Origin of the sequence: Flavobacterium columnare, from assembly GCF_014844295.1 — a bacterium.
GTDB lineage: Bacteria > Bacteroidota > Bacteroidia > Flavobacteriales > Flavobacteriaceae > Flavobacterium > Flavobacterium columnare.
Map to the genome: position 1 here is coordinate 1,883,944 of NZ_CP054494.1, position 13,818 is coordinate 1,897,761.

11 protein-coding genes are annotated in these 13,818 nt (G+C 30.4%); 5 read left to right on the top strand and 6 right to left on the bottom strand.

What is annotated here, in order from left to right; translation table 11 throughout:
- Positions 1-19: 19 nt before the first annotated feature.
- Genes HUE53_RS08160 through HUE53_RS08170 form a run of 3 tightly spaced genes read right to left on the bottom strand, consistent with a single transcriptional unit; the run spans position 20 to position 1,846 of the window.
- Positions 20-589 carry a PhnA domain-containing protein gene (locus HUE53_RS08160; protein ID WP_014165696.1) on the bottom strand — a complete coding sequence of 190 codons (570 nt, stop codon included), beginning with the start codon at positions 587-589 and terminating at the stop codon, positions 20-22.
- The gene (locus HUE53_RS08165) at positions 589-1,086 is read right to left on the bottom strand and encodes a DUF6646 family protein (protein WP_041253433.1); all 498 of its coding nucleotides are present in this window, start codon (positions 1,084-1,086) and stop codon (positions 589-591) included. The genes HUE53_RS08160 and HUE53_RS08165 overlap by 1 nt, the downstream gene beginning before the upstream one ends.
- A 34-nt stretch (positions 1,087-1,120) precedes the next feature.
- Complete coding sequence (locus HUE53_RS08170; protein WP_014165694.1) at positions 1,121-1,846, bottom strand: metallophosphoesterase family protein; 726 nt, start codon at positions 1,844-1,846, stop codon at positions 1,121-1,123.
- 104 nt (positions 1,847-1,950) lie between these two features.
- Here HUE53_RS08170 and HUE53_RS08175 point away from each other — a divergent pair, with 104 nt between their 5' ends.
- The 4 genes from HUE53_RS08175 to HUE53_RS08190 all read left to right on the top strand — a co-directional run bounded on the left by HUE53_RS08175 (position 1,951) and on the right by HUE53_RS08190 (position 5,337).
- Positions 1,951-2,154, top strand: coding sequence for a hypothetical protein (locus HUE53_RS08175; protein ID WP_077225515.1), 204 nt, complete (start codon positions 1,951-1,953; stop codon positions 2,152-2,154).
- 95 nt (positions 2,155-2,249) lie between these two features.
- Positions 2,250-2,453 (top strand): hypothetical protein, encoded by a 204-nt coding sequence (locus HUE53_RS08180; protein WP_014165692.1) that lies wholly within the window; start codon positions 2,250-2,252, stop codon positions 2,451-2,453.
- 243 nt (positions 2,454-2,696) lie between these two features.
- Positions 2,697-4,661 carry a tetratricopeptide repeat-containing sensor histidine kinase gene (locus HUE53_RS08185; protein ID WP_123907289.1) on the top strand — a complete coding sequence of 655 codons (1,965 nt, stop codon included), beginning with the start codon at positions 2,697-2,699 and terminating at the stop codon, positions 4,659-4,661.
- Between the two features lie 22 nt (positions 4,662-4,683).
- Positions 4,684-5,337, top strand: a complete 654-nt coding sequence (locus HUE53_RS08190; protein ID WP_014165690.1) for a response regulator — start codon at positions 4,684-4,686, stop codon at positions 5,335-5,337.
- Here HUE53_RS08190 and rnpA read toward each other — a convergent pair.
- The 3 genes from rnpA to HUE53_RS08205 form a co-directional block, all read right to left on the bottom strand.
- Entirely contained in the window at positions 5,330-5,725 is a 396-nt protein-coding gene (gene rnpA, locus HUE53_RS08195; RefSeq protein ID WP_014165689.1) for a ribonuclease P protein component, read from the bottom strand. The genes HUE53_RS08190 and rnpA overlap by 8 nt on opposite strands.
- Positions 5,726-5,820: 95 nt before the next feature.
- Positions 5,821-12,228 carry a S8 family serine peptidase gene (locus HUE53_RS08200; RefSeq protein WP_192188408.1) on the bottom strand — a complete coding sequence of 2,136 codons (6,408 nt, stop codon included), beginning with the start codon at positions 12,226-12,228 and terminating at the stop codon, positions 5,821-5,823.
- A 159-nt stretch (positions 12,229-12,387) separates the two neighbouring features.
- Positions 12,388-12,600 carry a heavy-metal-associated domain-containing protein gene (locus tag HUE53_RS08205; protein WP_225556128.1) on the bottom strand — a complete coding sequence of 71 codons (213 nt, stop codon included), beginning with the start codon at positions 12,598-12,600 and terminating at the stop codon, positions 12,388-12,390.
- Positions 12,601-12,805: 205 nt separating this feature from the next.
- Here HUE53_RS08205 and HUE53_RS08210 point away from each other — a divergent pair, with 205 nt between their 5' ends.
- Entirely contained in the window at positions 12,806-13,672 is an 867-nt protein-coding gene (locus HUE53_RS08210; protein ID WP_138425350.1) for a DMT family transporter, read from the top strand.
- Positions 13,673-13,818: the final 146 nt, after the last annotated feature.

The following is a 13,818-nucleotide window of genomic DNA, read 5'->3' on the forward strand; positions in this document are numbered from 1 at the left end:
CATAAACTTTTAAACAGTCTTATTTTGTTTTTTTTACATATTGAGTTAAAATAACAATGTATTGTCCTTCAACTCTTCCTTCAATTTGTTCAGGATTATCCCAAACCAACTTTATGTTATGTACAGCCGCTCCTCTTTTAGCTGTAAAATTAGCTCCTTTTACATCAAGGTCTTTAATTAAAACAACAGAATCACCATCCTGAAGCACATTTCCGTTGGAATCTTTGTGTACAATTGTATCCTCCTGTACCCCTTCTCCAGTTGCTTTTGCCCATTCCAATGATTCATCGTCTAAGTACATCATATCAACTAAATCCGTTTTGTTTAGTCGGGTAAGCATACGCCAAGACACTATTTGTACTGGTAAATGTTCATTCCACATAGAATCAGACAAACAATGCCAATGATTCGCGTCTGTTAATTCTGGATTGTTAATTTGATCTACACAGGTTTTACAGGCCAATATAGAATCTTCTAAACTTTCAGTTGTTTTGGGAGCTACTGTATAAACTTGTAAATCGTGTTCAGTTCCGCAAAGTTCGCATTTTGAATTACTACGATCCTTTAACTTTTTTTCAACAACACTCATTACAGATTAAAAACAGCACTTAGATTAACATAAAACTGATTATTTAAACGATCAAATCCAACTGGGTCTTTTTTGTATTTGGCAAAAGGCACTCCTGTTTCTACTTGTAAGCCAAATCCTTCTGAAAAGAAATAACGAGCTCCTAAATGTCCTCCAAAGTTTCTTAATCCTAAATCTAAACCTGGATACACATCTATCTGCTCTGGCAATGTTAAAACTTTACCAATATTGGCATTAAATCGAGCTTTAAGATCTGCTCTGTCTAAAAAGTCATAATCATCCCCTTCAATTGATTTAACACCTAATAAGTAATTTGCTACAACTCCTACCGAAATATTTTCTCCCAATCCAAAATCTGTTCCTACATTTAGACCCGTTCCTCCTGATTGCAAATTAGCACCTACATGAAACTTTGTATCTCCTTTACCCTTATAAGCTTCTTGAGCCTGTGACATGAATCCTATTAGAGTTGCTACTAAAATAAAAACTTTTTTCATAACTATTTTTTTTAGCAAATATATAAACTTGTATTTAATTTCTACCTTTTTCATTTGGGTAGAGTGTATAGATAGGATCACTTTGCCAAAATTCTTTTTTTTCAAGATTTAAGATTGTAATACACCCTTTAAAGGCAGCTCCTGTATCTAGGTTCCAAACATTAGCTTTTTTTAAAGGAGTTGTAATATCTAAATTTGTAACGGGAGTATGGCCTATAAAAATTTCTTTATATACTTGTAAGCGTTTAGGAAAAAATGCACTTTCAGAACTTATATCAGGATCTAAACACAATGCCATTTCCCATAGTGTTCTGTCCCAATAAAGCAATCTTGGATAATATTCGTATTCTACTCCCTTTAAGTTAGTAAATCCTGCATGCACAAAAAGTCTATTTTTATTATCTAAGTAATAATCTTTTAAACTAGATAAAAAATGAATATGCTTATTTCTAATTTCTATGCTTATATTTTCATAAGCTTCAATCGTTGATCTTCCCCCACTGTTATACCACAACAGGTTTTCATTCTGATTTTTTAGCCAATCTAAAAGTAACTCATCATGATTTCCTCTTATATAAATACAATTGTAATACTTTTTTAAATCTATTAAAAAATCTAAAACCAGAGGACTTTCGCTCCAACCATCTACATAGTCTCCTAAAAAAATAAGTGTATCTCCTAGTTTCAAAGGAGTTAAACGGATTACTTGTAGCAGTCCTTTGTATGCCCCATGAATGTCTCCTATTATATAAACTGCCATAAATGTTAAAAATATTTAACAAAATGTACGGAAAAACCGTAACGTATTCAAAAAAAAAACAATTAATTTCACATCCTAAGTAACTGATTTAAAATCAATAAATTATGAAGGAAATCTATTTATTTTCAGGTATGTTTTTACTGTTTATTTCTCCTATAACTTGTACTGAAAACGGAGGTGGATCTTATTCTATAGACCCTACTGTTAGGATGTCTGAAGAGCAAAAAACTCTTCTGAATGAATCCAATTATACCTTAGAGTACACCGCAGATGGAGAACCAATAATTAGACCTAAAAAACCTGAATAGTCTATTCTATAAAAATTTAATTACCATTTTATAAATATAAAACATTTATAGACTTTAAAAATCAATTTTATAACACAAATAAAAATCAACAAATTATGAAAAAAATCTATTTATTTTCGGGTATGTTTTTACTATTTATTTCTCCTATAACTTGTACAGAAAACGGAGATGGATCTTATTCTATAGACCCTACTGCTAGAATGTCTGAAGAACAAAATTCTCTTCTAAATCAATCCAATTACTCCTTAGAGTACGACACAGATGGAGAACCTATTCTTAGACCTAAGAAACCAGAATAGTATCATACAAAATTGAATTATCTTTCTACAAATCTAAACAACCACCACAAAACTCATTTGAATTAGTTTATCACAATTTAGAATCTTTTTATTAATAGTAATACATCAAGAGTTTTGCCTTCATTTAAAAAACATATCAATAAAGTTTTTATTAAATTTGGTAAAAAAAACTTGAATAAATACAAATACTTACTAATACTCTTTTTAACCCTTTTTCTGTTTTCTTGTAAAAACGAGGCAGAGATGGATCATGATCTAAAAATTAAAAAATATTTAGACAGCTCTAACACCCCAAATTCGTCAAAAAAAGATAAAGAAAAAGATATTCATATAATTGAAAATGAGTTACAAAAAAGCATACATAATACTTCCAGCCTTAGAGAAAATTATTTCAAACTGGCTGGAAAGTATTATAATCTAGGTGATTCAGAAAATTATCTTCGCGTTTCAAGATTAGCCTTTCAACTTTCAAAAAAAGCTAAAGATTCTGCAAATATAGCAAGAGGCTATCATTATATTGGAGATTATTATTATTTAAACTTCAAAAACGATAGCGCCTACTATTACTATACTAAATCTGAAAAAAACTACGAGTCTTTAAAAAAAACCGAAGAATTAACTCGTGTAAAGTTTTCTAAAGCAGAGATTTTATTATATGAAAAAGATTTTTCGGGTGCAGAGGTTGAATTCATAAAAGTTTTAAAAATTGCAAAAATCCTTAATGACACAAGACTTATATATGATTGTTATTTAAATCTTGGTAATGTGCTTGTAGGTTTAAATAGTCCTGACGAAGCTATTATATATTATAACAAAGCCTTATCTATTGTAAGTTTATTAATAAAAGATCCGCAGTATGAAGCACTAAAAGCACAAATTTATAATTTTTTAGGAAAAGCTTATACAAAGAAAAAAGCCTATCATGAAGCAATTGCCCAATATGAGGAAGGTCTATTCTTTACCAGTCCTGAAAAAATTGGTTCTTACACCTACTCATCACTCATTAGTAATAAGGCTTATGCCGAAATGCAGTTAGATAATTTAGAAATAGCAGAAGAAAAGCTTTATGAGTCATTGGAAATTAGGAAAAAAGAAAACAACATACCTGGCATTGTTCTGTCAAATATTTATTTAGGCGAACTTTATTTGTATAAAAAAAACACTACAAAAGCCATCTATTTTCTAAGAAATGCTAAACAAATTGCATCTAAGAATAAAATTCTTGAAGATGAATTAAGAGCATTAAGATTATTATCAAAAATAGATAAAAAGAATCAATATAATTTATACGAAGAATACATTAATTTAAGCGATAGTATACAAACCGTTGAATTTAACAAGCGCAATAGTTTTGCTAGAATTGAGTATGAAACAGATGAAATTCTAACCGAAAAAAAGATCATCCAAGAGGAAAAAGATGAGATTTCTTCGCAAAGGTGGCTTATTTTATTTGGAAGTTCTGGAATGATTATCCTATTAATCTTATTATATAACAATAAAAGTCAAAGTAGTAAAAACAAACAACTTCAGTTTGAAAGAGAACAACAAGAAAGTAATGAGCAAATTTATAAATTAATGCTCCAACAACAACATTTGATAAATGATACCAGACAACAAGAAAAAAAGAGGATATCTCAAGAGTTACATGACGGAGTTATGAGCAAACTAACCAGTACTCGATTGAATTTGTTTATATTATCAAAAAGACAAGACCCAGAAACCATTCAGAAGTGTTTAAAACATATAGAAAATATTCAAAATATAGAAAAAGAATTACGTAACATTTCGCATGATTTGAATCAAGACACTTTCTTAGAAAAAGAAAGCTTTAAGTTGATCATTCAAAATCTATTTGAAGACTATTGCAACGCAATTAATATAGAATACATACTAGAAATGGATCCGAATATTATTTGGGAAGCTATTGAAACTTCAACAAAAATAGACATCTATAGAATTTTACAAGAATCCCTTCAAAATACGTATAAATACTCTCATGCAACATTAGTAATTTTATCAATAAAAAGAGTACTTGATCGTTTAATTATAGACATAGAAGACAACGGAGTTGGTTTTGATATAAATAAAGTAAAAGAAGGAATAGGTATCAAGAATATAAATTCAAGAGCTAAGTCTATGAATGGAGAGGTAAAATTTTACTCAACTATTAACAAAGGGACTCATATAAATTTATCATTGCCATACTAACAAAATTAACTTTAAATATACCATGGACATTAGAATACTTATAGTAGATGATCACCCTTCTATGATTGAAGGTTATAAAGTAATTCTTTCATACAACGATTTTGGATACAACATCGATACTACGGTTGCTTATAATTGTGAAAGTGCTTTAAAACTGATAGAATCAAACGCTCATTTTGATGTGGCTTTTTTAGATCATAACTTACCTCCATACAAAGAGGGCAGTATAGAAAATGGCATTGATCTAGCTAAAATAATGAGGAAAAACAGACCTAACACAAAAATTGTTTTTCTTACGTCTCATTCTGAATCTATTATTTTATTAGATATGATAAAACGTGTAAATCCAGATGGGATATTAGTAAAAAGTGATTTTACCGCAGATGAATTATTAATAGCTTTCGACAAAATCGTGAAAGGACAAAATTACCGAAGTCTTACAGTGGATCATAATGTAAAAGAATTATTATCTAATAAGGCTTATTTGGATGAAACGAATCGTCAGATCATTTCTTTACTTTCTAAAGGGATAAAAACCAAAAATATTCCGAATTATCTAAATCTTTCTATGAGCTCTATTGAAAAAAGAAAAGCAAATATTAAGAAATTCTTAGACATTGAAATCGGAAGTGACGAAGATATCGTAAGAGCAGCAAAAAAGGCAGGAGTTATTTAAACTCCTGTTTGCTTAATTGTTCATTAAACTTGATTAATAAACTTTTTATTTTATCATTAATTTCATGAAAATCTAAACGGTCTTTTGTTTGATACATTAGCATCATTATATATTTTTTTTCTAAAATAGACTCCGTAAAACCTTCCTTATTCAAACGATATACCTCTCTTAATACACGTTTGTAATAGTTTCTATCTACCGCCTTCTTAAAGTATTTTTTAGAAACGGATACTCCTATTTGTAGGTTTGTATTGGTGTTTTTTAACTCCGATACCTCAGCAAAAACTAGACGCAAAGGATATTTTGAAACGGATTTTCCATTTGTAAACAAATAGTCAATCAGTGTTCTGCTTTTTAACTTTTCATAGGTAGGGTAATTCTGCTTCATCGGAACAAAGATAAAAAGTATATTAAAAGGGCGAATCATTTATAACAAAAAAGACCGTCTAATGACGGTCTTTTTAATAAAAAATTAGGAAAATATTACTTAATAACAATTTTTTTACGAATTTTATTTTTATTCTCGGTAGTTAGCTCTAACAAATAAGTACTTGGTTTTAATCCTGATAAATCAACTGTTCTAATTTTCTCTTTAGATTCTAAAACTTTTTTCCCTACTAAATCGTATATAACTACTTCTCCTTCTTTGTTTAATAATATCGTTTGTCCTTCCTCTACTGGATTCGGATAAACAGAAATTATTTCATTTTCAAAACTATCATTAGAAAGAGCGGATTCTAAATTTACTTCATAATAGGTTTTTGATAGTGTATTTTCTGCCACTACACAAATAATAACGGGCTGTCCATCATAGTTTAATGCAACTGTTTTATTATTTAATTGTTTTACTCCATCTACAAAAACAGTAGCATTTGGAGAGGTTTCAAAAGTTGCAATTAAATTAGAGAGATTGGCATTTCCTGCATTTCCAACCACATTTACTCCATTAATAACGGTTTCTATATTTTTACCTAAAGCGTTATTATCTGCACTCAAAAACTTATAGCTAATTAATTTTGATTCTGTATTTAACCCTTTTTTAATTCTTATGATATAGTGTTCAAACACATTTAAATTCAATCCTGACCCGAGAATTGTAAATCCAAAGTCTGTTGGAACGTTGTTTTCTGTTACACCTGAAAGTTGTACAACATTATTAATCGTTGCACTAGAAACTATATTAGTAGTAAAATTAAAAATAGTTTTTGTTAAGTCAAATGTATCAGGCACATAAAACGTATAGGTCTTAGTAGCTTCATCATAAACTTTTTCTGACTGCCCTATCATATCTAAACTATTTAATAACTTAGGCGTTTGAAGGAAATTTACGCCTGTATTAGTAGCCTTGGCAGTATTGTCTAAAGCAGACTTATCATATACAAAAACTTCTTCTGCTTCAGCTATTGGAAGATAAAACAGTAAATTTTCTTCATTTCCTAAAAATTTAGTATTCTGATTATTAGCAATATCTACTGCTGATCTTTCAGTATTCCAAACTCTGATTTCGTCAATATACCCATTAAATCCTCTGGTTAGAGTTGCATTATTACCGATTAGTAAGGGAGAAGTATTATTAGCTTTTACAGCCCCAACTGTTCCAGAAACCAATCTTGTAGGGACTTCAACGCCGTTGATGTACACTTTATATTGATTGGTTTTACTTACTGTTACCGCAATGTGCGTCCATTCATTTAACCTTATGGTATTTGCTGCTGTATTTAAAGCAAATGTTTCGGAATTTTTAGTTACACTTATAATTAAACTATTTTCTTTATATAGTGAATGTCCTTCATTATTATTTATAAATGCAGTGATATTTCCTTTATCAAAAAATCTACCAAAAACAGGAGCTGGCGCTTTTTGATTAATCCATGTTTCGAAAGTAAATCCATTGGTTAATTCAAACAACTGATTTGTTTTAGTAATCAATAGATCATCATTACCATCAAAATTAGCTACTTTGTTTGGTATATTTTGTGCTACGTGCTTAATTGTTAGAACTTTCTTGTTATTACTAATATTTTCATCACCAACTAATTGGGTATATGCTTCTATTGTATATTCTTGAATCGCTCTTAAATCGGCTTCTGTTGTAAACGAAACAATAGCTTCGCTTGCAGGATTAACATCTGTTGTTACTGTTTGTTTAACTTCTGCACCGCTATTTATTTTATAAGCAATATCAAAGTTCTTTAAAGGAACTAATGAATTATTTTTAATTTTAACAGTTACAACACTTGTATTGTTAAGTCTTGGACGTAAATCAAGGATTTCAACCATTTCAACATCTGCAACTGGAGGTTCTTGAACATTTAAGGTGTATTCTTCAATTTCAAAATCATTTCTTGAAGTTGTTAATCCGTCCTTTGTTGGACCTAACACTACATTAAAAGATTCTGCTTGATCTCTAAACATGTGTATAAAACGAACTGCATGATTTCCTGTTGGTACATCAGAAGGAATAGAAACTCCTACTGTATTGTTTTGAACATTTTTAAAATAGTGTGTATTTCGAGTAGATGCAAAACTCGCTTCGTTTGCTTCTGTATTTACCCAATATTTACCCTCATAATATTCATCACTAAAATTACCATCATTATTTAGATCTATAACCATAATGGTAAACACTCCTGTACTTAGTGTTAAAGATCTAGTTAAAGGCAAATCACTCTTAGAAATAACAATATTAGGCGAATAAACTTTTGTTTTAAATACTGGGATAGATAGATTTTTAAAATTTGAATACCCTGTTACTCCACTTGCATTAGAGAATGTATTCCAATTTAAGTTAGTAATTGCATATCCGTCTGTATTAACATTTTCTGGTAATTTATATTTATTGTATACTTTTTTCTCTTTCGTATTATTAGTTAGGTTCGTATCAACTTCATTGATACCAGCATTAACTATATATGCAAAATTTTCATCAGGATTAGTCGTCAAATCTACTTTTGTAGTAAACGTATATTCTTTTTGTTCTAAACCATTAATAGAAGCAATTACTTCCTCTACTTTTGGTCCTCCATTAATCTGATAAAATACAGGTAAATTAGATCTGGCATCAGAAGAGTAATTTTTAACTACAACTGTTACAGCTGTTTCTGTAGTTTTTTTTCCTAATGTTTCAGGTTTTGTTATAGATATTATTCCCGCATCTACAAAAGGTACATAGTCAACACATGTAATGTTTGCTACCCACCCACTTTTTGCTACTGCATCATCGGGTACAAATTCAAATGTTAATTCTCCATTAGTAGCTGATGAAGTTATAGAGGCTGGAATAGTGCTTCCTGTATAAGACGCAATTAATGGCGATTTGTTATCTGGACCATTGTATATATTTAGATAATCCCAACGGTCTTCTAAATCAAAACTTGTAAAATCTACTCTTACTTTTTTACCAGCAACTGAGGATCTAAAAGTAGCTATTTTTGCTGCTGTTGGACTTGGTATACTTCCGTAATTGGCAAAACGTCCTCCATCATCAGTAAAAACAACATCACATTTAGTATGTACAATTGTAGGAGAACTGATTGTAATATCTGAACCATTATTGGTACGATTAAAACTATATGTGTTATTTGCTGGATTCGTGTCTCCAATCATATTAGCTTTTACTACTACAGTATATCTTCCTAATGTACTCATATCTTGAGTTTTTGTAAAATCGTAGCTGAAACGTGCCATAGGGGCAATAGGCCCTGGTATAACTTCATTAATAGGCGCTCCTCCATTTATTGTATAAGATACTGGTATATTCGAAATTTCATTAGCACTATAATTAAGCAAACTAACAGAAACCTTTACAGCTGTTGAAGTACTTGAAAGTTTTGAATCACTAGTAGAAGCAAAATTAATCCCTAGATCATCTGTTGCCTCATATAACATTACGTTATCTATACTTAATACATTGGTCAGTCTTTTATTTGAGGATGTAATCTTGAGATCCTTGTCATCCATAACCGTTTCAAAAACAAGATTTATCTTACCCCCTGCATAAGCACTTAAATCATAAATAGGCGTTCCAGAACCAGATATTCCAGTAATAAATTTATATCCTTGGTCACTTACTAATTCTGTACCATTAACAAGAACTCTTAAGAAAATTTTATCTAACAAGAAATTAGGGTTTTCGTAACGTACATCATATTTTAAGCGTACTTTTTTTCCTGCAAGAGCAGTGGCATCAAATTCACAAAATGTAGCTTTTTTGATATACGTTGGATTATCTTTAAAAGCATTTGTAGTTGATGTACTACCAAATCCTGATACAGAAGATGCAACCCATGGTGTTGTTCCTGCTATCCCATTACTTAAAAACACAACTGCATTTCTGTCTTTTGGCGTTGAATAAGTAATAGACGCTTTGGCTGTTGGATTACTTGTTAAGACAATGTTAGCAGCACTTAATGTTTCAAAGTCTTCTTTGTATGGTAAACTATTAACTGTTAAGTCTTTTGAGTTTAAAGGATTTAATATTATTGCAATTGCCCTTTCAGAAACAGCATTAGTTGTTAAACTGATTGCTCTTACTGTATAAACATTCTTATTTGTAGTATTTATAGTATATTCATTTGTAGGTGTTTCTGCTATAACTTCAAAATCTTCACCATTGGCACTCAATTTTAAAACTTCATATTTTGCATTAGGAATGGCATCCCAAATTAATTTAAAATTAGTAACACCACAAGCTTCAACTGTTTCTGATTTCAAATTTACGGGTCTAGGCATCAACGTAAATACTTGTTTTGAAGTAGCTGTTTTGAATGCGTTTAAAATTCTTATCTTAAAATTAGTTCCAACTTCATTGGGTACTGTCCAGAGATAAGTTCTTGCTTCTGCAGGCAATTCTGCTATTTGTTTATAGCTATTTCCTCCATCATTTGAATATTCTAAAACAAAAGGCTTTGCCTCTCCTACATAGTCCCAACGAATAAATTCTTTTGTTCCTGGAATTAATTTTTCATTTCCTATAGGATACGTTAATTTAAACTCAGGTTTTATATAATCATACGCTACTGAAAATTCTTGCGAATTTAATGGAATATTTTTACCATTAACAACAATTGTATAATCCCCTGGTTCAGGATTATCAATTGTAACTTGCTCTATGTTATTTAGGTCATCAATACCCTTAGTTGCTGGAGCATTCGCTTTTATAGGATTTAATACCCAAGGAAGATAGATCTGACCATTACGTAATACTTTAAGATCTAAGTCATTGACTAATACTGTATTTATCCCGGGTACACCTGGTAAATCAGAGTAACAAAGCATTACTTTTAATTGTTTTGTACCCGCTGGAACCGTAATTACTTTTTGATTATCAACTCCATTAGTGATGGATTCTGTATAAAATCTATTTTCATCAATTGTTTGAACAGCCCGTAATCCATTGATTTTTCCGTATCCATATTTATAATCTGGACCTACATTACCTAACTCATCTGCTGTGTTACACACAATGGCTTTCATTAAAGATCCTAAAGGTCTTTGTCCGAACTTATTTTTGTAACGTTCATACAATAATGCTACAGTTCCTGTAACTCCTGGGGTTGCCATAGAAGTACCACTCATTACTTCGTATGAATTATTATAACTCATAGAATACACATCTGAACCTATACCTGAAATTTGAGGAACTAAACGCCCATCAGCTGTAGGACCAAAACTACTATAATCACTCATAGTTTCATTCGGATCATTTGCTCCTACGTGTAATGCGTTTTTAGAATTTTTAGTAGAGGTATAAAACCCACCATCTGCAAGGTTTGCAGCTTGCGCATTTCCGTTTGAATACATGGTTAATAAATAATTTTTCTTAACCATTACCTCGTCATCTCCTCTATCAGAAGCATCATATCTAGTAGTACTATACCCTTTTTCAAGAAGAGTACCATAAGAGTTTTGTGTTAGCTCAATTCCATCATTATTAGCGGATAACAATCGTTCTTCATAAACTTTTAGCCCATTCGATTGAACATTAAAATTCCAAGCGTATACGGTGGCTTTAGGTGCCATTCCTTTTGCAAGAGGATCCATAATTCCGGCACCTGCCATAGTACCAAAAACGTGACTACCGTGCGTACTTGGAGATTCATATTCTCTGGTAAAAAGTCTATTGGTTGCATCTTTATGGGGCTCAACATTGCCATCCCAAATACCAATTTTCACACCATTCCCAGTTAATCCGTATCCTAATTCGCTCAAGTTAGATGATAACACATTTACCTTATGGGAAGTTCTTCCTGGGTTATTTTCTAAAACTACAGGTGCAGGAGCTAATTCAACATTTTGAACAACTTCTAGCTCTACTAGTTCTAAAATTTTTTCTTTTGATATTTTACAAAAAACTTGATTAAAGTCTTCACTTATTCTAAAGGTTTTAACGCCCACATTCCGTAAGTCTTCTTCAAGACGGTCTTTTGCAGTGCCTTTATGGTAAGTAACTACTACATCAATTAATTCGCCTTCTTTAGCGTAAGTTGGAATATTATTTTTAACAATTTCAGATGCGATTTTGTGTTCTGGTTTGAGCACAAAAACTGTTTTAATATCAGAATTGTTAGCATTCTTCTCATAAAAACCAGGTGTTAATCTAGCATAGTAGGCGTTATCCGAAAAATAACTTAGTAAATTAATTCCTTTTTGAGATAATTTTTTTTGATCCTTTTGACTCAAAGGTTTTTTAAATTGTACGATCAGAATTGGGTCTTCTGTGCTTTTTTTCTTTGCAGAAATCATTCTTTCTTTTGAATAAATTGACTTTAAACTTTTAAAATCATCGGTCGAATTTACTCTATTACCATTAACGGTTATAAAATTACCATCTTGGGCAAAACTAAAAAATGAAAATGCTAAGAAACTAAAGCTTAGTAATTTTCTCTTCATTTTATTATTATTTTTGCAAATCTATCAAAAAACAATAAAATAACAAATTACAAAGCTAAAAACAAGTGAATTTAACAAAAATAAACAAAAAGAAATAAAAAAAAATCAATTATAAATATGTTTTTCTTTTATTTCTTTTTAAGATACTTATTTATTATTTTACTCAACCTTATACGTTTTACCATCAGCAATCCCTTGAATAAATTTAACTAATGATTCTTTCGAATGTATAGATCCATCATATTCAATAGTAGCTAATTTTGAATTGAAATCAACTTTTGCTTTTTGAACTCCTTCTAACTCATTTAACTTATTTTCAATTGTTTTAGCACATCCAATAGCACAAGTCATTCCTTTAATTTTTACTGTCATTTTTTCCATTTTAGCCCGTTCTTTTTTAATGTTTGAATCAACTGATTCATTCTCATTTTTACAACTGACCATCATAACTATTATAGTTATCGCACAAATTAATTTATTCATAATCAATATTTTAAATTTATTAACAACAAAAATATATATTTCGATAGTGTAATTAAAAAAAATTAATAGAATTTTGGCTTTAAAAACATACATTATGCTGAGCAAAAACAACAAATGGTTTCTTTTGTTTTTACTGTCTCTGATTTGGGGTAGTTCATTTATTTTGATGAAGAGAGGATTAGTTGGTCTTACTCCTTTTCAATTAGGTTCGTTACGATTAATTTTTGGTTTTAGTTTTTTAATAATTATTGGTTTTAAATCGTTATTTAAAATCCCTTCATACAAATGGAAATATGTTGCTTTAACTTCTTTATTTGGAAATGGATTGCCTGTTTTTCTATTTGCTTATGCACAAACTGGAATGAAAAGTTCTGTAAGTGGAGTTCTTAATTCACTAACTCCTCTTTACACGTTATTAATTGGTGCGTTAGCTTTTGGGTTGAGTTTTGTTAGAAATCAGGTTATGGGTATAGTACTAGGCCTTGTAGGGTGTCTGTTTTTAGTTTATTTTGGAAAAGAAACTAATGGAGAAACACATTATTTTCACGCATTATTAGTAGTTATTGCCACTGTTTGTTATGCTTTAAATGTAAATTTGATAAAAAATTATTTACCTGATGTTAGCCCGCTGAGTATTTCTACTGGAAACTTTGCTATAATGTTAATTCCTGCTCTTTTCCTTTTATTTTATAATGGATATGGAGAAATTATTACACAAACTAAAACGATACGATCAACTCTTTTTGTATTAATCCTAGGGATCGTAGGAACGGGTATTGCTAATATCTTATATTATCAACTTATACAGATTTCGTCTCCTTTATTTGCTTCATCTGTTACATACTTTATACCAATTATAGCCTTAAGTTGGGGATTATTGGACGGTGAAACTTTAAATGTCATGCAATTAGTTGGTGCGGGAATTATATTAAGTGGCGTGTATTTGGCGAGTAAAAAATAAAGGTGTCTCAAAAGTCAAAAATCAGTATTTGAATTTATTATACCAAAAGCAAGGAGGCTCTTTTATAATTAATCTTATATGGTTACCACCTACCTATTTGATTCAGTCATTAGATTTTTCTTGGATGGATTAGAAGAAAACGGCTG